25 protein-coding genes are annotated in these 24098 nt (G+C 62.9%); 9 read left to right on the forward strand and 16 right to left on the reverse strand.

The features are described 5' to 3' along the window. Positions 1-9: 9 nt before the first annotated feature. Positions 10-633, reverse strand: coding sequence for a Type 1 glutamine amidotransferase-like domain-containing protein (locus tag ACFWEM_RS30080; protein ID WP_378539401.1), 624 nt, complete (start codon positions 631-633; stop codon positions 10-12). Between the two features lie 34 nt (positions 634-667). Continuing rightward, a complete protein-coding gene (locus tag ACFWEM_RS30085) occupies positions 668-1486 on the reverse strand; it encodes a maleylpyruvate isomerase family mycothiol-dependent enzyme (RefSeq protein WP_378539402.1) in 819 nt (272 codons plus the stop codon). Positions 1487-1677: 191 nt separating this feature from the next. On the opposite strand from ACFWEM_RS30085, the gene ACFWEM_RS30090 reads away from it, so the two are divergent. Further along, a complete protein-coding gene (locus ACFWEM_RS30090) occupies positions 1678-3216 on the forward strand; it encodes an AMP-binding protein (RefSeq protein ID WP_378539403.1) in 1539 nt (512 codons plus the stop codon). A gap of 23 nt (positions 3217-3239) precedes the next feature. Here ACFWEM_RS30090 and ACFWEM_RS30095 read toward each other — a convergent pair whose 3' ends face one another. Next, positions 3240-3605 (reverse strand): DUF488 domain-containing protein, encoded by a 366-nt coding sequence (locus ACFWEM_RS30095; RefSeq protein WP_378539404.1) that lies wholly within the window; start codon positions 3603-3605, stop codon positions 3240-3242. Between the two features lie 274 nt (positions 3606-3879). Here ACFWEM_RS30095 and ACFWEM_RS30100 point away from each other — a divergent pair, with 274 nt between their 5' ends. Genes ACFWEM_RS30100 through ACFWEM_RS30110 form a run of 3 tightly spaced genes read left to right on the forward strand, consistent with a single transcriptional unit; the run spans position 3880 to position 6742 of the window. Further along, positions 3880-4989 carry a Re/Si-specific NAD(P)(+) transhydrogenase subunit alpha gene (locus ACFWEM_RS30100; protein ID WP_214924603.1) on the forward strand — a complete coding sequence of 370 codons (1110 nt, stop codon included), beginning with the start codon at positions 3880-3882 and terminating at the stop codon, positions 4987-4989. After that, entirely contained in the window at positions 4989-5312 is a 324-nt protein-coding gene (locus tag ACFWEM_RS30105; RefSeq protein WP_003941319.1) for an NAD(P) transhydrogenase subunit alpha, read from the forward strand. The genes ACFWEM_RS30100 and ACFWEM_RS30105 overlap by 1 nt, the downstream gene beginning before the upstream one ends. Then, positions 5312-6742, forward strand: a complete 1431-nt coding sequence (locus ACFWEM_RS30110) for an NAD(P)(+) transhydrogenase (Re/Si-specific) subunit beta (protein ID WP_378539405.1) — start codon at positions 5312-5314, stop codon at positions 6740-6742. Before ACFWEM_RS30105 ends, ACFWEM_RS30110 begins: the two co-directional genes overlap by 1 nt. 356 nt (positions 6743-7098) lie before the next feature. Here the strand turns inward: ACFWEM_RS30110 and ACFWEM_RS30115 are convergent, their stop codons facing one another. The 5 genes from ACFWEM_RS30115 to pdhA are packed head-to-tail and all read right to left on the reverse strand — an operon-like array spanning position 7099 to position 12256. Beyond that, complete coding sequence (locus ACFWEM_RS30115) at positions 7099-7752, reverse strand: hypothetical protein (RefSeq protein WP_378539406.1); 654 nt, start codon at positions 7750-7752, stop codon at positions 7099-7101. Between the two features lie 29 nt (positions 7753-7781). Continuing rightward, positions 7782-8987: an MFS transporter gene (locus tag ACFWEM_RS30120; RefSeq protein ID WP_378539407.1), complete on the reverse strand. Its 1206-nt coding sequence runs from the start codon at positions 8985-8987 to the stop codon at positions 7782-7784. A gap of 10 nt (positions 8988-8997) precedes the next feature. Then, on the reverse strand, positions 8998-10197 hold the full coding sequence (locus tag ACFWEM_RS30125) for a dihydrolipoamide acetyltransferase family protein (protein WP_378539408.1): 1200 nt from the start codon (positions 10195-10197) through the stop codon (positions 8998-9000). Then, positions 10194-11171 (reverse strand): alpha-ketoacid dehydrogenase subunit beta, encoded by a 978-nt coding sequence (locus tag ACFWEM_RS30130; RefSeq protein WP_378539409.1) that lies wholly within the window; start codon positions 11169-11171, stop codon positions 10194-10196. Before ACFWEM_RS30130 ends, ACFWEM_RS30125 begins: the two co-directional genes overlap by 4 nt. Then, on the reverse strand, positions 11168-12256 hold the full coding sequence (gene pdhA / locus ACFWEM_RS30135) for a pyruvate dehydrogenase (acetyl-transferring) E1 component subunit alpha (protein ID WP_378539410.1): 1089 nt from the start codon (positions 12254-12256) through the stop codon (positions 11168-11170). Before pdhA ends, ACFWEM_RS30130 begins: the two co-directional genes overlap by 4 nt. 221 nt (positions 12257-12477) lie before the next feature. On the opposite strand from pdhA, the gene ACFWEM_RS30140 reads away from it, so the two are divergent. After that, positions 12478-13506, forward strand: a complete 1029-nt coding sequence (locus ACFWEM_RS30140) for a phosphotransferase family protein (protein ID WP_378539411.1) — start codon at positions 12478-12480, stop codon at positions 13504-13506. Here the strand turns inward: ACFWEM_RS30140 and ACFWEM_RS30145 are convergent. Genes ACFWEM_RS30145 through ACFWEM_RS30155 form a run of 3 tightly spaced genes read right to left on the reverse strand, consistent with a single transcriptional unit; the run spans position 13503 to position 15697 of the window. Then, a complete protein-coding gene (locus ACFWEM_RS30145; protein WP_378449283.1) occupies positions 13503-13952 on the reverse strand; it encodes an acyl-CoA thioesterase in 450 nt (149 codons plus the stop codon). The genes ACFWEM_RS30140 and ACFWEM_RS30145 overlap by 4 nt on opposite strands. Further along, on the reverse strand, positions 13949-15187 hold the full coding sequence (locus ACFWEM_RS30150; RefSeq protein ID WP_378539412.1) for a benzoate/H(+) symporter BenE family transporter: 1239 nt from the start codon (positions 15185-15187) through the stop codon (positions 13949-13951). Before ACFWEM_RS30150 ends, ACFWEM_RS30145 begins: the two co-directional genes overlap by 4 nt. Before the next feature lie 36 nt (positions 15188-15223). Beyond that, positions 15224-15697 (reverse strand): Lrp/AsnC family transcriptional regulator, encoded by a 474-nt coding sequence (locus ACFWEM_RS30155; protein WP_378539413.1) that lies wholly within the window; start codon positions 15695-15697, stop codon positions 15224-15226. Positions 15698-15799: 102 nt separating this feature from the next. Here ACFWEM_RS30155 and ACFWEM_RS30160 point away from each other — a divergent pair, with 102 nt between their 5' ends. Together ACFWEM_RS30160 and ACFWEM_RS30165 are read left to right on the forward strand one after the other, a co-directional pair. Continuing rightward, positions 15800-16423: a LysE family translocator gene (locus ACFWEM_RS30160; protein ID WP_378539414.1), complete on the forward strand. Its 624-nt coding sequence runs from the start codon at positions 15800-15802 to the stop codon at positions 16421-16423. A 22-nt stretch (positions 16424-16445) separates the two neighbouring features. Beyond that, complete coding sequence (locus ACFWEM_RS30165; protein ID WP_378539415.1) at positions 16446-17282, forward strand: sulfurtransferase; 837 nt, start codon at positions 16446-16448, stop codon at positions 17280-17282. A 1-nt stretch (position 17283) separates the two neighbouring features. On the opposite strand, the gene ACFWEM_RS30170 is transcribed toward ACFWEM_RS30165, so the two are convergent. Further along, positions 17284-17745, reverse strand: coding sequence for a DUF6328 family protein (locus tag ACFWEM_RS30170; protein ID WP_378539416.1), 462 nt, complete (start codon positions 17743-17745; stop codon positions 17284-17286). Positions 17746-17757: 12 nt separating this feature from the next. Next, the gene (locus ACFWEM_RS30175; RefSeq protein WP_378539417.1) at positions 17758-18576 is read right to left on the reverse strand and encodes a shikimate 5-dehydrogenase; all 819 of its coding nucleotides are present in this window, start codon (positions 18574-18576) and stop codon (positions 17758-17760) included. Positions 18577-18704: 128 nt separating this feature from the next. Here ACFWEM_RS30175 and ACFWEM_RS30180 point away from each other — a divergent pair, with 128 nt between their 5' ends. Continuing rightward, on the forward strand, positions 18705-20279 hold the full coding sequence (locus ACFWEM_RS30180; protein WP_378539418.1) for a molybdopterin-dependent oxidoreductase: 1575 nt from the start codon (positions 18705-18707) through the stop codon (positions 20277-20279). On the opposite strand, the gene ACFWEM_RS30185 is transcribed toward ACFWEM_RS30180, so the two are convergent. Next, positions 20266-20901: a TetR/AcrR family transcriptional regulator C-terminal domain-containing protein gene (locus ACFWEM_RS30185; RefSeq protein WP_378539419.1), complete on the reverse strand. Its 636-nt coding sequence runs from the start codon at positions 20899-20901 to the stop codon at positions 20266-20268. The genes ACFWEM_RS30180 and ACFWEM_RS30185 overlap by 14 nt on opposite strands. A 175-nt stretch (positions 20902-21076) precedes the next feature. Between ACFWEM_RS30185 and ACFWEM_RS30190 the strand changes: the two genes are divergently transcribed. After that, positions 21077-22309 carry an amidohydrolase family protein gene (locus tag ACFWEM_RS30190; RefSeq protein ID WP_378539420.1) on the forward strand — a complete coding sequence of 411 codons (1233 nt, stop codon included), beginning with the start codon at positions 21077-21079 and terminating at the stop codon, positions 22307-22309. 1 nt (position 22310) lies between these two features. Here ACFWEM_RS30190 and ACFWEM_RS30195 read toward each other — a convergent pair whose 3' ends face one another. Together ACFWEM_RS30195 and ACFWEM_RS30200 are read right to left on the reverse strand one after the other, a co-directional pair. Continuing rightward, a complete protein-coding gene (locus ACFWEM_RS30195) occupies positions 22311-23012 on the reverse strand; it encodes an HNH endonuclease family protein (protein ID WP_378539421.1) in 702 nt (233 codons plus the stop codon). Between the two features lie 80 nt (positions 23013-23092). Then, a complete protein-coding gene (locus ACFWEM_RS30200; protein ID WP_378539422.1) occupies positions 23093-24013 on the reverse strand; it encodes an NADP-dependent oxidoreductase in 921 nt (306 codons plus the stop codon). Positions 24014-24098 lie beyond the last annotated feature (85 nt).

The raw sequence follows: 24098 nt of genomic DNA on the forward strand, positions 1-24098 counted from the left end.
GTCGACGGCTCAATCGTCGACTAGAACCGCGTCCTGATCGGCGAGCACGGTGAATTGCGCGCCCGCAGAGGTCAGCGCCGCAACCGTCCGTGCGGTTACCTGCGGATCTTCGAGTAATGAATCGCCGCCGTGCGGCACTATCGCGAAGTCGACCAGAGCGAGCCCGGACCAGATCGGGTCGACACCGCACGTAGGCATGACTTCAGCGGGGTCGTCCGAGGCGTCGAGCCCGATCAGAGTCGGAGTCGCCAGGCACGCTCCCGCGCTGTACCCCGCATAGGCTACGGCGCCGGAACGTACCAACCTCTCGATCACCCGATCAGCGCCACCTCGGGCTAACTGTGCTCGTAGGACGAACGTGTTTCCGCCGCGGACCCACAGGCAGTCGAATTCGCGAAGCCGGACTTCGAGTGCTTCCGGTGCACCCAGGAAATCTCGGACGTCCACTTCCTCTGCCGTGAAGCCTGCTGCTCGTAGTGGGGTCAATTCGCTTGTGACTGCCGAACTGCGGGCGTTGAGCGGCCATGAATCAGCAGCCGCGGCGATCACTGCGATGCGAGCGCCGCGGCCTACAAGATCGACAAATGCCTCGGCGTGATCGCCGAATCTGTAGGACGAGAGAAACAGTTTCACTTTTCAGGACCTTCGGGACCGACCCACCCAATCCTCAAATCGTGAACGCCAGATTGTCGACGACGCGTGTGCCCACCGTGGTGTCACCGCGAAGCGAGATGTCGGTTCGGTGATCGGACGCGTGGACGCGGCCACCGGCAATTCGGGTGAAGAGCGGTGAGCTCATCGTGATGGTCGTTGTCGCCGGACCATCCAGTTCCGGGACGAGCGTTGCACGCGCGTCGACGGAGACGTGAAGTGAACGGGCAAGTGGCCCTTCGAGTTCGAAAGTGATCCGTGCTCCCTCTGGCGCCTTTCCTCGTTTTCCGACGACAAATCCGAGCGCGCTGGTGATTTCGCCGAATGCAATCTCCGCGCGCAATCCGCCTTCTTCGCCCGGAATGCCAACTGCATCTCTGATGTCGAGTTCGTGCATCCAACAGTCGAAGGTCCGAATACGCATGAACCGGCCATAGGGCGCAAGACCGACCGGAGTCTGTGTCTCGGCGTCCCAATCCTCACCCGTCATCGAGCGAAGTGCGTCGGTTCGCTCGGCGGTGATATCGCGATATCGGGCCAGCAGGTCCGTGTGCGGTGTCCGCCTCAGGCCTTCGACCCAGCGCTCGTTGAACGCCGCAATCTCGTTGTGGACGTGGGGCAATGCATGCACGTCCAGGTTGATCGACGGCGGATTGATGCCCGCGAGCAGTGATTCCGTGCCGATCAGGTGGGACACGATGTCGTGAACCGTCCACCCCGGAAGGTTCGACGGAGCAAACCACTGATCGCCGTCGAGTTCGGCAAGCAGTGCGTCGATGACACTCCATTCCTCGGTCAATGCGTCGACTACTGCGTCCTGGGGCCAACCACTCATGCGGACATCTCCTGTTTCGGACGGTGCGGTTCTCCTCACTGTATGTCGCGTCGGATAAGTGAGCGGGCATTCCCAGGCTTCGAGTCGGTGTCGCCAAACATCCGAGGGAGGCAGAGTTCCTGTGGTAGACCAGGATTGTCGACGCCGAAGCAGGCTCACGCGGCGTTGTCGTCACCGACAGAGGAGTCTTCGTGTTTCCAGGAAATTTTGTCCAGTCCACGCCGGACAAGCCCGCCGTCATTCGCCCTGCGACGGGTGAGTCCATCACCTATCGAGAACTCGACGAGCGTTCGACGCGGCTGGCGCGGTACTTCCGAAGCGTCGGTGCCAAGCCGGGGGATCACGTCGCTCTCGTCTCGAACAACGATCTCCGGGCGTTCGAGGTGTACTGGGCAGCGTTGAGGTCCGGTCTGTACATCACTGCGGTGAACTGGCATCTCACGGCTTCGGAGGCTGCCTACATCGTCGACGACTGCGAGGCGACAATTCTGGTTGCATCGGGGCAAGCATCGGCAGCAGTTCCGTTGGACGAGAGGCTGATTCCGCGCGTCCGTCATCGATTGGTGTACGGCGGCGCTCTCGAGGGGTTCGACGACTACGAGGAGGCGGTCGACGCTCAGTCCGCCGATCCACTCGACTCGCAGCCACGTGGGGCGGACATGCTGTACTCGTCCGGAACCACCGGCAGGCCCAAGGGGATCAAGGGAGATCTTCCGGAGGGTGAGGTGGACACCACCATGGATCCGTACACCGCGGTGTTCGCGCCGATGTACGGGTTCGATTCCGACACAGTCTATTTGTGCCCGGCGCCGGTCTATCATGCGGCGCCCCTGCGCTTTTGCGGCGTGATCAATTCTGTCGGCGGAACCGTGATCTTGATGGATGCCTTCGAAGCCGAGACTGCGCTGGAGTTGATCGATAAATACGCTGTGACGCACAGCCAGTGGGTGCCGACGATGTTCGTTCGAATGCTGAAACTCCCGAAGGAGACCCGCGATCGTTACGACGTCTCGACGGTGAAAGTCGCAATTCACGCTGCTGCTCCCTGCCCGCCCGAAGTGAAGACGGCAATGATCGACTGGTGGGGGCCGGTGATCCACGAGTACTACGCCTCGACCGAGGGTTCGGGCGCCACCTTCATCAACAGTGCGCAGGCCTTGTCGCACCCGGGTTCCGTCGGTCGTGACGGCGTGATGGGGATCGTGCACATCTGTGACGACAGCGGGCGCGATCTTCCGGTCGGCGAGATCGGCACCGTGTTCTGGGAACGGGAGACTCTGCCGTTCCGCTACCACAACGATCCCGAGAAAACGGCTGCCGCGCAGCATCCGGATCATCCGACGTGGACGACAAGTGGAGATATCGGCTATATCGATTCCGAGCGTTTTCTTTATCTGACCGATCGAGCGGCATTCACGATTATCTCGGGCGGCGTCAATATCTATCCGCAGGAGTCCGAGAACATCCTCACCTTGCATCCGAAGGTGTTCGACGTGGCAGTCATCGGTGTTCCCGATGAAGAAATGGGTGAACAGGTCAAGGCGGTTGTCCAACTTGCGGAGGGAATCGAGCCGAGTGCGCATGTCGCCGAGGAATTGCTGGAATACGTCCGTAGCCAGGTTGCACATTTCAAAGCTCCGAGAAGCATTGACTTTGCCGACGAATTGCCTAGGACCGCGACAGGAAAACTCGTAAAGCACAAGTTGCGGTCTCAATATGTGAGCAGTTGACCTTCAGGCGAAATGCTAGGACATCAGAGTATTTCTGCAAGATAGTCGGCAAGGACCTGCGCATGGCTGTACGGCAGGTCCTTGCTTGCCGTCAGCAGGACAACGGGTCGAGCATCCGATACCGGTGCGATCCGTTCGACGTATTCGCGAACGGGAGATGCATCCAATTCGTCGATGTATCTGCTTTTGAATGTGTCGAAACGGGTGTGGTCGTGGCCGTACCATTTTCGCAATTCGGGGGAGGGCGCCAAGGCCTTCGGCCAGTCGTCGTACTGCAGGCTTTCGCGTTTGACGCCGCGCGGCCAGAGTCGGTCGACGAGGAGACGGACGGCGTTACATTCGGAAGCAGGTTCGTAAACTCGCTCGACGGTGATGATTCGGCGCGCCATTGTGATGCCTTTGCGTCTTTCGGCCGTTTCAAATAGTGGAATAGCCCGCCATTAGGGTGTGATCGGCCTCACAGTAGGCTTCTTCAAGTATGTCCAAACATACTGTTCGGACTCGATTCAGATGGAGAAAGTGCGTCGTCAGTTTCCCTACGCCGCGGTAACTCTGGCTACTATCAGTCACCATTCACCCAAAAGCGGGTCATCTTCCGCTCATCACATGCTGGTTGCCGCTCGTCGCAGCAGGCGAACCACCAACCGCAGAAGGTAATGGAAAATGGAAACATCGAAGAGCGCACAAGTGCGTCCGTCGGTCGGCGTCCCTCGAGAATCGAGTGACGGCGAGCGTCGGGTCGCGTTGGTGCCCAAAATTGTGTCGGCTTTGATCGGCAAGGGTGTCGACGTGGTCGTCGAGTCCGGGGCCGGTCTCGGGGCGTTGATTCCCGACGAGCTCTACACCGCTGCCGGTGCGAAGATCGGCGATCCGTGGACTGCTGACGTGGTGGTCAAGGTCGCGCCTCCGTCGACGGAAGAGATCGCCCGCATCAGCACCGGCGCGAAGCTCATCGGCTTCCTGAATCCGCGTAATGCAGACAACCGCATCGCCGAGTTGAAGGCCGCCGGCATCGAGGGATACGCCGTGGAGGCGATTCCTCGTATCTCCCGCGCGCAGGTGATGGACGCGTTGTCCTCACAGGCGAACGTGTCCGGGTACAAGGCTGTTCTGTTGGCAGCATCGGAGTCGACGCGGTTCTTCCCGATGCTCACCACCGCTGCAGGCACGGTGAAGCCTGCGACGGTGCTGGTGCTCGGAGTGGGTGTGGCAGGTCTGCAGGCGCTGGCGACAGCCAAGCGTCTCGGTGGCCGCGCTACCGGGTACGACGTGCGCCCTGAGGTCGCCGACCAGGTGCGTTCGGTGGGTGCACAGTGGCTCGACCTCGGAATCGATGCGGCGGGCGAGGGTGGATACGCCCGCGAGTTGACCGACGACGAGCGAGCGAAGCAGCAGCAGGCACTCGAAGACGCGATCAAGGGCTTCGACGTTGTGATCACCACGGCTCTGGTTCCGGGTCGTCCCGCGCCGCGCCTGGTGACCGCTGCCGCGGTCGAAGGGATGAAGCCGGGCAGTGTCGTGGTCGACCTCGCGGGTGAAACCGGTGGTAACTGCGAGCTGACCGAGCCGGGTCAAACTGTCGTCAAGCACGGCGTGACCATCTGCTCTCCGCTGAATTTGCCGGCGTCCATGCCGGAGCATGCGTCGGAGTTGTACTCGAAGAACATTTCCGCGCTGATCGAACTGATGTTGGTGGACGGCGCACTCGCGCCCGATTTCTCCGACGAGGTTCTGGCCGGTGCGTGCGTCACCCGTGAAGAGAAGGGCGCCTGATGTACACATCACTTCTGGCGAACATCGCGATCCTGGTGTTGTCCGGGTTCGTCGGTTTCGCTGTGATCTCCAAAGTTCCGAACACTCTGCACACCCCGCTGATGTCCGGTACGAACGCCATCCACGGCATCGTCGTCCTGGGTGCGTTGGTCGTCCTGGGCAAGGTGCACGATCCTTCGATCGGGTTGCAGATCATCTTGTTCGTCGCGCTCGTCTTCGGAACCGTGAACGTTGTCGGTGGTTTTGTGGTCACGGATCGCATGTTGGCGATGTTCAAGGCCAAGCCGGCCGCCAAGTCTGTGTCGAAGGATGGTGACCAGTAATGGAATACCTGGTCAATGCGCTCTACATTGTCGCGTTCTCGATGTTCATCTACGGCCTCATGGGTCTTACCGGCCCGAAGACCGCAGTCCGCGGCAACCAGATCGCCGCGGTCGGCATGCTCATCGCCGTCGTTGCAACTCTGATCTCCATTCGTGATGCGGAGATGGGGAACTGGATCCTCATCGCTGCCGGCCTTGTCATCGGTGTTGTTCTCGGTGTGCCGCCGGCGCTCCGCACGAAGATGACGGCCATGCCGCAGTTGGTCGCACTGTTCAACGGTGTGGGCGGCGGCACCGTCGCGTTGATCGCGTACGCGGAATTCCTGGACTCGGACGGGTTCACCGGATTCCAGCACGGCGAGTCGCCGACGGTACACATCGTCATCGCTTCGCTCTTTGCCGCGGTAATCGGATCGATCTCCTTCTGGGGCAGCGTGATCGCGTTCCTGAAACTGCAGGAAACGCTGCCTGGTCGTCCGATCGGAATCGGCAAGCTCCAACAGCCGCTCAATGCTCTGCTGCTCATTGCCGCCATCGCGTTCTCGGTGATCATCGGTATCAAGGCGATCTCGCCGGAAGGCCCGACCAGCTCACTGTGGATCGTCGGCGTGCTCGTGCTCTCGGGCATCCTCGGACTGATGGTCGTGCTGCCCATCGGCGGCGCGGACATGCCCGTCGTCATCTCGCTGCTCAACGCACTCACCGGTTTGTCAGCTGCTGCTGCAGGTTTGGCGCTCAACAACCAGGCGATGATCGTCGCCGGCATGATCGTCGGTGCTTCGGGCACCATCTTGACCAACCTCATGGCCAAGGCCATGAACCGGTCCATCCCGGCCATCGTCGCCGGCGGCTTCGGCGGCGGCGGCGGAGAAGCGCCATCTTCCGACGGTGTCGTGCGCACGGCAAAGGCAACCTCGGCGGCCGACGCGGCTATCCAGATGGCCTACGCCAACCAGGTCATCGTCGTCCCCGGATACGGACTTGCCGTCGCGCAGGCTCAGCACGCCGTCAAGGACATGGCGAAGTTGCTCGAGTCGAAGGGCGTCGAGGTCAAGTACGCCATTCACCCGGTCGCCGGTCGTATGCCCGGTCACATGAACGTTCTTCTTGCAGAAGCGGATGTCTCGTACGACGCGATGAAGGAAATGGACGACATCAACGACGAGTTCGCGCGCACCGACGTCACTTTGGTGATCGGCGCGAACGATGTCACCAACCCGGCGGCGCGCAACGATCCGAGCTCACCGATTCACGGAATGCCGATCCTCAACGTCGACCAGTCGAAGTCCGTCATCGTGCTCAAGCGCTCGATGAACTCCGGTTTCGCCGGTATCGAGAACCCGCTCTTCTTCGCCGAGGGCACCTCGATGCTCTTCGGTGACGCCAAGAAGTCGGTCTCCGAAGTTACCGAGGAACTCAAGGCGCTGTAGCGCAGGCACTCGAAAGGGGCGTCCACTCGCAAGAGCGAGTGGGCGCCTTTTTCGTGGCCGTGTGCGGCAACGACTTCTTGTGCTGCAACGACAAAGGCGCCTGGTCCGAGACAAAACTCGGAACAGGCGCCTCTGGCGACGTTTACGGGACCTCGGGAGTTTCGGGGTCGGAGGAGAAGCCGGAAAGTAGTTCGATCAACTTCTGGATCAGTTCGAGCGGGTTCAGATCTTCGAGGCTCACGGTAAAGACTCCTTCGCTGTGGAACTACTTGATTCGGACATTTCCGAACATACGTCATGTCCGAGCGTGGCGGGCGAGCTATCGGCGAAAATCTCTGGATCCCAAAGATTTAGGACTAAAGTCGGATGCTCCGGTGCCTGGAGAACGCGATTGCAGCCGTATCCGGGCGTAGCTCTTCACGTTTCGCGGCGATGGGCGATCGTGCCATCAAAATGGCTGCGGCACAGGCCCATACCAGAGCGATCAGAACTCCAGCTATCACGCCGAAAAGGCCGCTCAACTCGGCGGCCAGTGCGCTGGCACTGATCGCAGCAACCCCGGCGAACCCGAGTCCGGCGACCACCGGACGCCACTGCGGGGCGGAGATCAAGATCGCCGAGCCGTACAGCGCGGTCGCCGCTGCGACGTGACCGCTGGGCAGTAGGTCCTGGGGAACATCGGGAAGCCAGGAACCGAATGCCGCGTTGGTGAGATTGGCGCCCATTCCGAGGAGCAGGATCGCGCCGATGCCGTATGGCAGTCCGCGGACCATCGAGACGACGGCCAGAGCGGTAGTGGCTGCGAGTACAGCGGTGACGTCGAATCGGCCTACCGTCCACTCGGCAAGTGCGCGCACCTGATCCGGGACGCTCAAACCGGGCGAGGCGGGTCGCACAAAATACAAGACGCCTAACGCTACGACGGCGATCGCAGCAAGAACGAGGAAGCGAGTGGTTGTGGAGGGAGCGGGGTGCTGGGTGGAGGTCGAGACGGTCACGAGTACCAGCATCCCTGTTGAGTCTGTGCCGATCGTGAGGATCAGCTGTGAGGTCTGTAGGCGGTCGGAGAATCGCGCCGAACGACACCCGCACAACCCGCTGCGACCAGGACGCATGCAAATGGGATCAGCATTGCTGTGGTGAGAGGCACAAGCTTGGTGACCCACCCGATGGTTGCCGGCCCGGCGAGGAATCCGATGTATCCCATGCCGACGACGCGAGACATGTTGGTACCGGCCGAACCTGAGCCCAGATTTCCGGCCGTGGTGAAGATCTGCGGAATACATCCCGACAGGCCTGCGCCGAACAGTGCCCAACCGAGCAGCGTCAGCGGTAGCCAGTCGGATACCACGACGGTCAGCATGCCGACGGACGACAGCAATGCGCCGTAGCGAACCACGGCCACCGGGCCGACTGCCGCGCTGATCCGATCCGCGGTGAACCGGCCGACGGTCATCATGGCGGAGAATGCGCCGAACGACAGTGCGGCAACGGCATTCGAAACACCGAGATCTTCCTTGACCTGCAGCGCGCTCCAGTCGTTTGCCACTCCCTCGGCCAGCATCAGAACAAAGGCGAGGGTTCCGAGCGCGAGCACGCGAGCCGAGAATCTGCCGTGCGTCTTTCCTGCAGTCGACGCCGTATCTGCGTGCACGTGGACGTGGGGGAGCAGGGGGCGCGAGCACAGCCAGAGCGCTAGTAAACCGATTGCCGACGCGATGCTGAGCGTGACGTACGGCGGAAGTTCCAGTGCGAGAGTGCCGAATCCGATGACGGACCCCAACACGCCGCCGACAGAGAACATGCCGTGAAAGGCCGCCATGATCGGGCGCCGGTACAGCTGTTCGGCTTCGACAGCCTGCGAGTTCATCGACACGTCCAAAGCGCCGTTCGCGAAGCCGAACACCACAAGGGCAGCGCCGAGTTGCCAGGTGTTCGTGGCAAACCCCGGGCCGAGGGTGGCGAATGCCAACCCGCTGCCCGCGAGGATGACCATGCGCCTGCTGCCGTATCGATCGGCGAGCGGGCCGCTCAATTGCATACCGGCAATGGCTCCGACAGCGAGTAGGAGAAGCAGTGAGCCGAGCGTCGAGTGACTGATTCCGACACGGTGTTCGATGGACGGAATGTGGACGACCCACATTGCGAGGAGAAATCCGTTGATGCCGAAGATGCCGAAGATGCCGGCCCGGGCGCGTACCAGGGCGGAGGTGGGGACTGCGCGGTCGGTGGGGTTGACGCTCACTCGTTCCTTTTTACAGGTGAGACAGCAACAGGTCCGGGTCCGCGAGCATCTCCGCGACAAATGAGAGGAATCTCGCGGCCTGCTCACCGCTCAGCACGCGGTGGTCAAAGGTCAACGTCAGTGTCACGACGCTCCGCACTTCGATCTTGCGCTCGATCACCCACGGACGCTCGCTCACCGAGCCCAGGCAGAGGATGACGGCTTCTCCTGGATTGAGAAGCGGAATGCCGCCGTCGACGCCGAAGACTCCGACATTGGTGATCGTGACGGTGCCGCCGGTCAGGTGATGGACGTCGGTCACTCCCGCGCGGGCAGCGACAGTCAGTTCGGTCACGGCGCGGGCGAGTTGAACCAGGTTCAGGGTCTCGGCGCTCTTGATGTTGGGCACGGACAGCCCACGCTCGGCGGCCACGGCGATGCCGAGATTCACGTGATCGTCGATGACGGCGTCGCCGCGAGCCTCGTCCCAATGCGCGTTTACCATCGGGTGCGACGCGATTGCGGTCACCAATGCCTTGGCCGCGAGAGTCAGTGGAGTGAGGGACAGCCCGGTGAACGCGTTCGAGGAACGGAGCCTGCCGAGCAGTTCCGTCGACGCCGTGACATCGGAAGTGAGAAAGACGCTGGCCTGGGGAGCGCGGGTGCTGGCAACCATCGCCGACGCCATCTGTTTCCGCATGCCGGATGAGGTCGGCTGTGCCGCTTCATCCAACGGCGCCTGCACGGTAAGCACGTCTGCGACGTCAGCCGCGGTGACGGCGCCGTCGAACCCGCTTCCGGGGATCTCACTCAGATCGACTCCTGCTTCACGCGCCGCGCGTCGCGCCGAGGGTGTTGCGGGCCGTCGCTCCGGTGTCGGTCGGGGCTGCGGGTGCGGCGCGATCCTGCTCCGTCGCCGACTCGGTTGCTCAGCCGTGGGCCCGTACCCGACCAGCACATTCGGCGACTGTGGATCACGCGGATCGGCAGGCCCCTCGATACGGATGATCGGAGTGCCGACCGGAACAGTGGTGCCAGGTTCGACGAGGAGTTCTCTGACAACGCCGACGTAGGGAGAGGGCAGTTCGACCAGAGCTTTGGCCGTCTCCACCTGGGCGAGAACTTGATTGAGTACCACAGTCTCGCCGACTTTGACCGTCCACTCGACCAGATCGGCGGACGTCAGGCCCTCTCCGAGATCCGGCAATCGGAATTCCTGCGCTGTACTCATGCCGCCAGCGTCCGGTCGAGCGCCGCGAGGATCCGGTCGGTGTCCGGAAGGTGAAACTGCTCGAGCTTGGCGGGCGGATAGGGGATGTCGAATCCGGTGACCCGCAGGATCGGCGACTCCAACTGGTAGAAGCAGTGTTCTGCGACGTGTGCTGCGATTTCGGCGCCGACGCCGAGAAACTTCGGCGCCTCGTGGACGACGACCAGACGGCCCGTCTTGTTCACGGACGCCTCGATCGTGTCGAAGTCGACGGGGGAGAGCGAACGTAGATCCACCACTTCCAGGTCGTGGCCTTCTTCTTCGGCGATCCGCGCGGCGTCGAGTGCGGTGGTGACCATGGATCCGTACGCAACCACTGTCGCGTCGTTTCCCGAGCGGGCGACGCGGGCACGGTGGAGCGGAAGCTCAGGCGCGGCATCGGTATCCACGTCGGCGGTGTCCCAGTAGCGCCGTTTGGGTTCGAGGAAAATCACCGGGTCGTCGGCGGCAATCGACTGTCGGATCATGTGAAAACCGTCGACCGGATTGCTCGGATACACCACTCGCAGTCCTGCGGTGTGAGCGAAGTACGCCTCCGGTGACTCCGAATGATGTTCCACCGCACCGATTCCGCCGCCGCTGGGAATCCGGATGGTCAGTGGTGCGGTCACAGTACCTCGGGTGCGGTAGTGGATCTTTGCCACCTGGGACACGATCTGATCGAAGGCCGGGTAGACGAAACCGTCGAACTGGATCTCGCAGACCGGACGGTATCCGCGCAAAGCCAAGCCGAAAGCTGTTCCCACGATCCCTGATTCGGCGAGCGGCATGTCGATCACCCGGGTATCGCCGAAGTCCTTCTGCAAGGCGTCGGTAACCCGGAATACGCCGCCGAGACGGCCGACGTCCTCTCCCATGATCACCACGCGACGATCGTCTTCGAGTGCGCGTCTCAGGCCGGCGTTGAGCGCGGTCACCAGATTCATGACGGTCATGACAGAGCCCCTTCCAGGCTGCCCAGATACGCGCGATGCTCTTCGCGTTCAGCGTCGATCAACGAGTGTGCCTCGGCGTAGACGTGATCGAAGAGCGCTGACGGGGGTGGATCGGCGAGCGCGATGGTTGCGCGTCGCAGTCCAGCTGCGACGTCGTCGGCCGCCGCCGCGATGGTGCTGAGTTCGTTTTCTCCGAGAAGATCGCGACGGCCGAGGAACAGACGCATTCGCTCGAGGGGATCGCGGCTTCTCCACTCCGACATATCCGTATCGGCGCGGTACCTGCTCGGATCGTCGGACGTCGTGTGCGGGCCCATTCTGCAGGTGATCGCCTCGATGAACGTCGGGCCGCTGCCTTCGCGTGCGCGATTGAGCGCCGAGCGCGTGACTGCGAGAACGGCGAGGACGTCGTTACCGTCGACACGGATCGCGGGGATGCCGTAACCGATCGCCCGATGTGAGATGGGCGTGCGTGACTGGAGGGATACCGGTTCACTGATGGCCCACTGGTTGTTCTGGCAGAAGAAGACAACGCCGACACGGAAACTGGCGGCAAATCCCATCGCCTCGGCGATATCGCCCTGACTTGTTGCGCCGTCGCCGAAGTACGCGATCGTTGCGATCTCGGCGCCGTCCAGGTGTGCGCCGAGTGCGTACCCGGTGGCGTGCAGCCCTTGGGAGCCGACGACGATCGCCGGATTGGTGACGTTGAATTGTTTTGGATCCCAACCGGAATGGGAGATTCCTCGCCACATGGTGGTCAGCAATTCGGGGGGAACTCCCCGGGAGTACGCGACGGCATGTTCGCGGTAGCTCGTGAACGCGAAGTCGTCGGGGGCAAGCGCTCTCGCGGAACCGACCTGCGAGGCTTCCTGGCCGAGCATCGGAGCCCACAACCCTATTTCGCCTTGACGCTGCAGGGCAACAGCTTCGGTGTCGATTCGGCGACTCACGACGAGATCGCAATACAACGACAGCAGTTCGTCGGGCCCGATGTCTGTTATCAGACGGTCGAATTCGGGACGGCACACGCGTGCGCCGTTCGGTTGGATGAGTTGGACCGGATAATCGAGGTTGTCGATCATCTTCGCTCACCTCGGTTTCTGCTCATGCCCGGCGCGCCTCGTGAGTACGCCGCACAATCCCGATGTGTTGTATGCAGTTGTCGCTCTACCATCAGGATCCCCCTGATCGGGAAATCCGCAAGTGTTTTCACCGCTGTATCAAGGCCGGAATTGCGAACTGGCGAGTAACAAACGTGTCGGTACGGCCAACCGATCGGAAATCAACCGCTAGCATCGGTGCGGTGACTGCAGTCGGTTTGAACGAAGAAGCTGTTTCCGCGTGGATCGCCGAACTGGGGGTCGGCGCCACGACACCACTGACTTTCGAGAGGATCGGTAACGGGCAATCGAACCTGACCTACTCCGTGACAGATGCGGGCGGAGGACGGTGGGTACTGCGCAGACCTCCACTGGGCACGTTGTTGGCGTCAGCGCACGACGTCGTTCGTGAGCACCGCATTCTGTCCTCGCTCCAGGGCACCAAAGTGCCCGTTCCCAAGATCCTCGGCATCACGGAAGACCCGGAGATCACGGACGCTCCGCTGGTTCTCATGAGCTACATCGACGGCGTCGTGATCGACGGCGTACCGGTGGCTCAGAAGCTGACCGAGGACGAGCGTCGTGCGGTCGGATTGGCGATGCCGAAAACCCTCGCGAGCATCCATGGGGTCGACCTTGAAGAGACCGGCCTCGACGATCTGGCCAGCCGCAAGCCCTTTGCCGAGCGTCAGCTCAAACGGTGGTCGGCGCAGTGGGAGAAGTCGAAGACCCGCGATGTTCCCGACGTCGACCGGTTGGCCGAGATTCTGCACCGAAACATTCCGGAACAGAGCGAAGTGACCTTGGTCCACGGCGACTTCCACCTCAACAACGTCATCACCGATCCGGTCGAGGGACGCATCGTTGCCGTCGTCGACTGGGAGCTGTGCACGTTGGGGGAGCCACTCGCGGATCTCGGTGCGCTCCTCGCGTACTGGCCGGAAGCCGGCGACAAAGTTGCCGGTCCGTTCATGGCGTCCACGCTGGAAGGCTTCCCGAACCGTGACGAGCTAGTCGCTGCCTACGTCGAGGCGACCGGCCGCGACGTGTCAGCTGTCGGTTACTGGCACGTACTCGCGCTGTGGAAGCTCTCGATCATCGCCGAGGGCGTGCTGCGCCGTATCCTCGACGATCCGCGCAACAAGGCTGAGCACGGAGGCCCGACGGTCGCGCTGATCGACGGAATCGTTGCACGCGCCGTCTTGACGGCGGATCAGCTCGGTCTGAGCTAGTTTTCGGTCAAGGTCCCGGCTGCCGATCTGATCGCAGCCGGGATCTCCACCGGCTTCCGGGTGTCGGCGTCGACGTAGACGTGAACAAAGCGTCCGCTGGCAGCGGGTTCCCAATTGCCGCCGTCGACCTCGTGAAAAATCGCGAGGGAGTAGACGATGCTCTTGGTGCCCAGCTTTTCGACGGAGATACCCACCTGCAACTGCTCGGGGAACGACAGTTCGCTCAGGTACCGGCACGACGTCTCGGCGACGACGCCGATAGCAGGCAGGTTGCGGATGTCAGTTCCCGTGGACGACATCAGCCAGGCGTTGACCGCGGTGTCGAAGTACGAGTAGTAGGTCACGTTGTTGACGTGGCCGTAGTGATCGTTGTCGTCCCACCGCGTCGGGACGGGCCAGAGGACGGGAAACTCGCTGATCGACGGGGGCGTCTGCGCTGTGCTCACGGCTTCGACTGTAGTGAGGACTTTCGCGAGAGTGAGGGCAGGGTGGTGCCCTGCAGGACGGCACGCACGATCAGTCCCACCAACAGTGCCCAGAATGCCGAACCGATTCCCAGGATACTGACGCCGGATGCGGCGATCAGAAACGTGACCACGGCGCCTTCACGTTCACTCGCCTCGCTCAGCGCCGAAGTGAGGGCACCGGCCAGTGTTGCCAGGAGTGCCAGTCCGGCAACAGTTTCCACGACGCCGGCCGGAGCGGCAGCTACCAAGGCGGCCACGGCGGCCGCGCCCGCAGCGAGAACGAGATACGCCCAGCCTGCGGTGAAGGCAGCGATCCATCGGCGTTTGGGATCCGGATGTGCGATGGGGGCGGCGGCCAGGGCTGCGCTGATTGCCGCGAGGTTGATCGCGTGGCCACCGGCCGGAGCGCCGACGATGGTGCCGATACCCGTCACGATCATCGACGGTCGCCAGGGAACGGTGTATCCGAACGAATTCATCACCGCCACACCGGGAATGTTCTGCGAAGCCATCGTGACGATGTAGAGCGGAACGGCGATGCCGATCATCGCCTGCCAGGTCCACGACGGCGCGGTGAGATCGATGCGGGGGATCATGGCGCCGGCGTCGAGCGCGCGATCCGACGTGACGAGGCTGATCCCGATCACGATCGCCGCGGTGAGAAACGCGAGCGGAACCGCCCATCGCTTGGAGAAGCGTTGCGCCGCAAGCCAGACCAGGATGACCGGTGCGACCGCTGCCGGTGCGTCCCGGACGGCGATGATCGGCGCCAGGCACAGCGGCATCAGAACTCCGGCGAGCATCGCCTGCGCGAGGGGCGTCGGGATTGCCGAGATGACTCTTCCGAGCGTCGGCCACAATCCGGTCAGAACTATCGCGATTCCCACGACGACGAAGGCGCCGACCGCGGCCGGCCACCCACCCTCGACCGCACCCGCGCCGGCGAGCAGAGCGGCACCGGGCGTCGACCAGGCGAGGGTGATCGGCATCCGATACCGGCGTGAGAGCCAGAGCATTCCCAATGCTTGGGTCACGCACAGAACCAACAGACCGGACGCCGCCTCGGCTGCGTCCGCACCGACGGCGGCGAGTCCGGTGAGCACCACCGCGAACGAACTGGTGAAGCCGACGAGGGCCGTGACGATGCCTGCGCTCATCGGTTGTGAGTTGCTGCGAACGGCTTCCGGTTCGGTTGTTTCTGTGGAGTCCGACATGGTCAGTGATTCTGCCCGACCACCTCGAGGCGCGAATTACCTGTCCGGTCGGATGGGCGAGGTGACCGCTTTGCCGTAGATGAGGTGCGTTTGGGCGTGCCAGACCTCGGGGTGCGCGGCGAGGTGGTCGATCAGTACCCGTTGTAGATGAGCACTGTCGCGGACCGCGACGTGGAGGAAGAAATCCTCCGGGCCCGAGACGTTGAAGAGGGCAAGGGTTTCCGGCAATGCGAGCGCGTCGGCCGTGAAGCGGTCGACGAGGTCGCGGCGGTGTGGTCGCAATTGCACGGCGATGATCGCCTGCATCGACCGACCCACCGCAGCCGGGTCGACAGCCGCATGAATGCCGCTGATCGTCCCGTTGGCGCGTAGGCGTCGTACGCGCTCGTGGCACGAGGACGTCGCCAAACCGACTCGATCGGCCAACACCTTGTTGGTGATCGACGCGTCGTTCTGCAATTCGGCCAAAATCTTCCAGTCCACCGGATCCAGAGGCTCATTCTTCGTCATCTGCCGAACTATATCCGGAGTCGTTTTGAACTTCCCGGATCCAGTTGCACGCTCCTGGCATGAACATGTGTCTCGAATCAGCTCGGGTGTGAGGTATTTCGGATGAGTGTCGGTCAATGGCTCGCTTTCGGCTCCCTGCTATCCATCGTCCTGTTCACGCCGGGACCGGATTTTGTCCTGATCCTGCGTCATTCTCTGGCAGATCGTCGGACCGGCGCGGTGGTGGCTGCCGGCGTGATCTCGGGGCTGTTCGTTCACACCGCTGCGGCGTCACTGGGTCTTTCCGCCCTCGTCGCGACGCGTCCGCAGTTGCTCTCCGCGCTCACGTACGCCGGGGCGGCATATCTGACCTGGCTCGGCATCTCGGCGATCCGAAGTGCATTCAAAGCCAGAGCCTCGGACGAGGGAATTCCGGCGGCAAAGGAACCGATTGCCGCCACCACGGCGTTTCGCTACGGATTCCTGTCGAACTTGCTGAACCCGAAGGCGTTGTTGTTCTTTCTCGGACTCCTCCCGCAGTTCATCGAGCCGGGTGAAGGCGCAGGGCTGCGCACGTTGATGTTGGCGGGCGCGACGGTCGTCGCCGCAGCGTTGTGGTGGGCGATCGTGGTGGTGCTGGCGGCCGGAGCCGGCAAGAAGCTGCGTCGCCCTGGCGTCGGCAAGAGGATCGATGTGGTGACGGGCGTGTTGTTGGTGGGCCTCGGTGCCTTCTTCGGGGTTGCGTGAGAGTTCGTGTCAGGATGGGCTCATGACACTTCCCGTGCTGATCGACGTCGAAGAACTGTCCGCTCTCATCGAGGCCGGCGCTGCGCCGCGATTGCTCGATGTCCGATGGGCGCTGGGTGATTCGAACGGCGAGCAGCATTTTCGCGACGGCCATATTCCCGGCGCGGTATTCGTGAACCTCGACGAGGAACTTGCCTCGCCGCCGTCGCCGGAAAAGGGAAGGCACCCGCTGCCGAGTCTCGAAGACCTGCAGGACGCTGCGCGTCGTTGGGGAATCGGCGACGGTGATTCGGTGGTGCTCTACGACGCCACCGGCAACACGGCCGCTGCCCGTGGTTGGTGGCTGCTGCGGTGGGCCGGGCTCTCGGATGTCCGACTGCTCGACGGCGGGCTACAGGCCTGGGAGTCCGCGGGACTACCGTTGGCGGCCGGTATCGGTGAGTCGGTCACTGAAGGCAACGTGACTTTCGCCGGCGGCAACATGCCGACGGTCGACATCGACGGCGTCGGCGACTGGACGCGTGCGGGCGGTGTGCTTCTCGACGCCCGAGCGGGGGAGCGGTACCGCGGCGAGGTCGAGCAGATGGATCCCGTCGCAGGGCACATCCCCGGTGCGGTGAGCGCGCCGACCGCGGAGAACATCACCGGCGACGGGCGGTTCCTGGATGCGACCCGCCTGCGTGAGCGGTTCGCCGGACTGGGCGCCGGAGACAGCGTCGCGGTGTACTGCGGATCCGGAGTGACTGCAGCGCACGAGATTGCGGCGCTCGCGATCGCAGGTTACGACGCGACTCTGTTCCCGGGCTCATGGTCACAGTGGTCGAACGACAGCACTCGCGCCGTCGACACCGGAGCCTGAATCAGCTTTTGGTGCGATCGATGAATGACGGCACGAGGAACCACAGTGCCGTGAACATGATCGCAGCGCACGCTGCCAAGGCCTTGGCGGCAACACCCCCGACGGCGACCTCGGCGATCAACAGGACCGTGCCGGTCATGGAGGCGGCGAGAAAAGCTATGCCGCACAGAGCGAATCGATTGGCCACAGGCAAGATGTCCCGACGGTGCCCGCGACGGAACAGCATACGGTGCCAGACCGCGGGCGCCATCAGGAATCCGAACGAGATGGCGACAAGTATCACCGTCACCAAGTGGATGCCGCGGATGTACGCCGACGCTTCCTCGTAGCGTTCGGTGAATGCCACGGCCAGCAAGAAGGCGAACAGGATCTGAACACCAGAGAGCGCGACGCGCAGTTCTTGCAACAACTCGTTGAAGTTCCGCGCGAGTTGTTGAGGTGGAGTCTCCCCGGTCTCGTTCACGGCGTCGTGGTCCTAGGCCCGTGAGTATTCCGACGCTCGCTGGATCTGCTCCGCGCTCGGACGCACGCCGGTGTAGAGCACGAACTGCTCGGCGGCCTGAAGGGCAATGACCGACGCTCCCGTGATCGCCGTCTTGCCGAGTTCGGTCGCCAACGCGATCAGTGGCGTGTTCGCAGGCATCGCGACGACGTCGAAGACAACCGTGGCTGCGCGCACTGCTTGTTCGGGAAACGACAATGCATCTGCTTCCGCGCCGCCGGACATGCCGATCGGAGTCGCGTTGATCAGCACACCGGGACGTAGCTCGCCTAGCTCGGTCTGCCAGTCGAACCCGTACTGCTTCGCGAGCGATGACCCCGCTTGCTGGTTGCGGGCGATCACCGTGACGTCGGTGAAACCGGTGTCGCGCACCGCAGCGACGACTGCTTTGGCCATGCCGCCACTTCCGGCGACAGCGACGGACAGGCTCGTGTCGACGCCGTTGTCACGCAGCAGATCGGCGACCGCCTGATAGTCGGTGTTGTAGGCGTGCAGCACTCCGGACTCGTTGACGATCGTGTTCACGGAGTCGATAGCACTGGCCGAATCGTGCATGACGTCGATGTGCTCGATGACCTGTTCCTTGAACGGCATCGACACCCCGCAGCCTCGAATCCCGAGTGCTCGTATGCCGGCGATCGCCGCGGGTACGTCTTCGGTGGTGAAGGCTTTGTAGACGAAGTTCAGGCCCAATTCCTCGTAGAGGTAATTGTGAAACCTGGTGCCGATATTGCTCGGTCGCCCGGAGAGCGACATGCACAGCAGCGTGTCCTTGTTGAGGTCGACGGTCATCGTTCCCACTCTAATCGCGACGACGGGGTAGTTCTTGATGGAGGAGGGACACCCATCCGGATGACCCGCAGTGCCGAATGTCGGGTATCCGATCGAAGCACCACTCGCACCGACAGAGCCGAGACGACATGGTCACACAGAACATCGACGAGCACCCGAGCACCGAATCTCGTCCACCGCGCCGTAGGTGGGTTGCCCATGCGATCTCCGGAGTGTTGGCCGCGGCTGTCGTCCTGGGGATCGGTGAACTGGTGGCGCTGCCGATCAACCCGGACGCATCGCCGTTCTACGCGGTAGGTGCAACCACCGTCGACCGAACGCCGGCGTGGGCCCGAGAGTTCGCGATCGACACCTTCGGCACCAACGACAAGCCGGCGCTGTTCATCGGAATGTCGATCTTGATAGTTCTGCTCGGCGCGGTGGCCGGATTACTGGAACGGCGACGCCGACCGATCGGCAGTGTCATCCTCGTTCTTCTGGGTGCGGTTGGTGTGTATGCGGCGATGCAACGCCCGACGGCCGATGCGATGTACGTGTTCCCGACGCTGGTCGGTGTGGTGGCGGGCGTCGCGACGCTGCGATTGTTGATCACGCAACTGGAGGTGCCGCTCTCGCCGGGCGTCGCCGACTCGTGGTTGCCTCGTCGTCAGTTCCTTCTGCTCGCGGGTGCGGCGTTGGCAGTGGCTGCGGCAGCGGGCGCGGCCGGAAAGTTCGTGGGGCAGAGAATCGCCGGCGCGGTGGCGAATCGTGAAGACTTCGTCGTGCCCACTGCCGCTGACCCGGCGCCGCCGATTCCGGCGGGTGCGGATATCGGGATTTCCGGTGCATCGACGTACATCACGCCCAACGACGACTTCTATCGAATCGACACCGCGCTCCTTGTGCCGCAACTGACGACGGATTCGTGGGAACTACGGATTCACGGAATGGTGGACCGCGAGATGACGTTGTCGTTCGACGATCTGGTGGCGCGAACGCCGATCGAACGAGTGATCACGCTGACCTGCGTTTCCAACGAGGTAGGTGGCGTTCTGGCCGGGAATGCGAAGTGGATCGGTTACCCCATGAAGGATCTGCTCGACGAAGTCGGTGTCCATCCCGACGCCGACATGCTCCTCTCGACCAGCGTCGACGGCTTCACGGTCGGGACTCCCGTCGAGATAGTCACGGACGGCCGCGACGCGATCCTCGCCGTGGCGATGAACGGTGAACCGTTGCCGTTCGAGCACGGTTATCCCGTTCGGCAGGTGGTTCCGGGACTGTACGGTTTCGTGTCCGCCACCAAGTGGGTGACGGAGTGGGAGTTGACGCGTTTCGACAAGGTCGAGGCCTATTGGACCCAGCGCGGTTGGGGCGCGCAGGCACCGATCAAGACGTCCTCGCGTATCGAGGTACCGGCAGCTTTGGCGCCGATCGAGCCGGGACAGGTGCTTGTGGCGGGAACTGCTTGGGCGCAGCATCGCGGGATCGAGAAGGTCGAGGTTCGCGTCGACAACGGTGAATGGCAACCGGCGACGCTGGCTCAGGAGTACTCGATCGACACGTGGCGTCAATGGTCCTGGATGTGGGACGCGGGCTCAGGCTTGCACACGGTCCAGGTCAGAGCGACGGACTTGGACGGGAATGTTCAGGTGGAAGAGCGCACTCCGCCGATTCCCGGTGGCGCCACGGGATGGCACACCAGGTCGTTCACCGTGAAGTGACCGGAAAATCCGAATGGGGTTCGGTATACAGGCGAACGACTCGCTGAGCCATCCATCCGGCGATCAGGGTTCGCAGGCCGAAGTCGAAGGTGTCGTCGGTTCGCAGTGGTGTCGTAGCCTCGCGCGTGATCTCGCTCGGGTTGGAGGATTGGGTCCATGCGACGTCAGGCGTCGACAGTTTCACGACTGATCCGAGAACCAGACTGTCGAGTGTGGAAATTGCGTGACGAGTGTCGGTCGGATCGAAACCGCCGTCCGAAAATGCTTGAACCAGTGCAGTATCGATTGCGAAGGTCACCTCGGTGCGGACGCTTCGTGTCATGAGCAGCGGGATGAGGCGCCAGTGCTCGACCGCAGCTCGGCGATAGGCCCACCCCCACGCGCTGATCCGTTCGCTCCACCCTGCCGGTGGAAGGGGGACAGAGATCGACGACATCACGCGGATGCGCATGAGTTCGACGATCTCGGATCGACCTGAAATGTGTGTGTAGAGCGAAGACGGAGTCACGTTCAGTTGCTTGGCGATCCCGGGCATGGTGAAGTCGCCGGTTGCGTCGACAGCATCCAGAGCCGCGTCGGTGATGTTTCGCGTGGACAGTATCGGCTGAGTGGGACGCGGCATCGATTCTCCTGGTGAGGGATTCGGGGCAATCTCGGACTCGCGGGCAATCTCGGATTTGATCGATTGACGGCAACTTCTTGATTTCGGGAGCCGATATGCATCATACTAACCGAACCCTATTCGGTATGTCGACGGATTCTTCCGGCGATCGGTACACGTCGGAGGAACATTCAATATGTCTGTCGTATGGCTGACCGGTGCAACGATCATCGACGGAACGGGCGCCGACCCGATCGAGAACTGCGCTGTTGCTGTGGAAAACGGGCGCATCAGTGCACTCGGTGGCACGTCACCCGGGGGAGCGGAGGTGCTGGACTGCACCGGGCTGACGATCACGCCCGGCCTCATCGACGCACACGTTCATCTCGGTGGATCGAGCGATCTCGCACCGAGCCTGCGGCGTCAGATCTCGGTAGCCGAGCTTGCTGCCGATATGTTCGCGACCTGCGCGTCGACCCTCGACGGGGGATTCACCACTGTTCGTGACTGCGGCGGAATCGACGGCGGACTGGCCGGAGTCGTCGCCTCGGGCAAGATTCCGGGACCGCGGATCATTCAGTGCGGCCCGATCCAGTGCCAGACCGGTGGACACGGACATCTGGCAGCGGAGTGGGAGCCGACTTCGGACTGGTCCGATCACGACATCCCCGGATTGCGTTGTATGTCTCTGCTTTCCGATGGTCCGCACGAAATGCGAAAGAACGTTCGCGAGACGTTCCGCAGGGGCGCCGACTTCCTCAAACTTTGCGTCACCGGGGGAGTGGTATCGACTCATGACAAGCTCACCGACACGCAGTTCACGATCGACGAGATCGAAGTCGCAGTCGAGGAAGCCAATGCGCGCGGTACGTATGTCACGGTGCATGCCCACAACAACGTGGGAATCCGGAACGCGGTCACTGCCGGCGCCAAATGCGTCGAGCACGGCTCCGATATCGACGACGAGACCGCCAAGTTGATGGCCGAGCACGACGTCGCCTTGGTGCCGACGTTGGCTGTGGTGCAGGCGCTCTCGGACAGTGCGGCGTCGGCGGGTCTGCCCGAATCGATTTCGGCTCGCATCGGAAAGATGATGCAGGGGCAGATCGACGGGCTCCTCGCCGCTCGAAATGCCGGGGTCAGAGTGGGATTGGGATCCGACCTCATCGGTACCGATCAAACGGGCCGTGGGATGGAGTTGGTCCTGCGCGCGAAGGTCGAAACACCTATGGATGCACTGGTTTCCGCTACCCGGATCAACGCCGACATTCTCGGAATCGCCGACGAGGTCGGCACCATCGAAGTCGGTAAGTTCGCCGACCTCGTTGCCTTCCGCGGCAATCCGTTGACGGATCCCTCGATCTTTGCCGATCGTGAGCGGATCGCACTCGTCATCCAGAGCGGGCGAGTGGTGAAGGACTGCCGCTAGATCAGCAGCGAGTGGCAAGATCCGTCAGGGTCGAATGATCAGCTCGGCTGACCGGTAAGCCATAGGAAATCGCGACGGTCAGGTACTTGCCGGCGTAGAAGCATCGGTACGCAGGATCGGGCGGCAACCAGTCACTGGGCGTGCTGTCGCCTTTCGACTGGTTGTCGGGGCCGTTGACGGCCAACAGGTTCAGTGACGTGTCGTTCGCGAACCTCATCCGCAACGCAGGAGTCCAGGAGTTCGCGCCGAAGTCCCAGGCCGCGGCGAGCGGGAAGACGTGGTCGATTTGGACGGACTTGGCCTGGCTGCGTTCGAATTCGATGTGATCACCGGAGTACGGGTCGGTCATCACTCCGGACAGCACGACGCAATCACGTGTACCGGGTTTGAACACCACGTCCGAGAGATCGTGGGCCAGGACGTTGTTGCGGGTATCGCACCCGTCGTGGCCACCTGGTGCGTCCTGGTCGTCGGACCAAGCGGGGCCGAAGACGCAGGCCTCGCCGTTACCGCAGCCGCGCTCGTATCCACCCGGATGTGGACGCTTGTCGACGATCGCGGTCCGGGACAGCAACTCTTCGAGTTCCGATCGCGTCGGGCTGCCAGGGGCCGACTCGAGACGCTCGTCCCCGAACCATCCGCAGGACGCGACGAGACATACGAGCACGAGCATCGACGTGATCGCGAATAACCGTGCAACCACCTGTGCCCCCGCCCGTCGTAGATGGTGATTGAACCCTGCCCGTCGTAGATGGTGATTGAATCATCGCGGACCGACAGGAATCAGCCGAACTCGATCACCACTTTGCCGGCGGCATGGCCGTCTTCGACTGCGGCGAGTGCGTCACCAGCGCGGGAGAATGGGTACCGCCCGGACACGGACGGGTCGAAGATCCCATCGGCTACGAGTGCCGCCACCTCTGTGAATACTGCTGTAGTCCTTCGGCGTTCGACTCCGCCGCCGCCGAGCCGGCTTGCCGCCAAGGGATCGGCGATGCTCAGGATCGGCGCGTCCGGTCGCGCGAGCGCGGCACCGCGGGTGAGAGTGTCCCCGCCGACCAGGTCGAAAACCGCGTCCACTCCGACTGGGGACAACGCGGACACTTCGTCGGCAAATCCGTCCCCCGACGCAACCCAGCGCGCTCCGGCTTCCTCGATCGCGGTTCTCTTGGACTCGCTCGCGACACCGATCACGTTGATGCTCCGCGACTGTGCAAGAGCGATCGTGCTGCGACCCACGCCGCCACCGGCGCCGAGCAGCAGGAGTGTCGCCCCGGGCTTGAGGCCGAGATCGTGGAGAGCGTCGTAGGCCGTTCCCGCCGCAACCGTCAGCACCGCGGCGTCCGCCCACGGCACGGTAGGTGGCTTGTGCGCTGACGACGAGACGTTGAGCAATGTCGATTCGGCGTATCCGCCGAAGCCGGTGGCGGTAGCGCCGAACACCTCGTCGCCGACCTCGAACTCGGTGACCCGCGGACCTATTCCGATGACAACACCGGACACTTCGCGGCCCAGAACCGCAGGCAGCGTCACCGGGACGGTGTCTTTTCGCGTGCCAGCGCGAACCTTCCAGTCGGCTGGGTTGACTCCCGCAGCTCGGACCGACACCAGCAGTTGTCCCGCGCCGGGCGGTGGCAGGGTGACGTCGAAGTAGGACTGTGTGTCGGGTCCGCCGTACTCGGTGAAGCCGTATGCCGTCGTCATGCCTGCCAGCCTATTGCCCTGCCAGATCGATAGGGCGGTCCGGAAGGGTGGTGAGGAGTAGTGGTGTCGGTGGCACCTGATTGGA

The sequence above is a fragment of the Rhodococcus sp. NPDC060176 genome, assembly GCF_042728675.1.
GTDB lineage: Bacteria > Actinomycetota > Actinomycetes > Mycobacteriales > Mycobacteriaceae > Rhodococcus_F.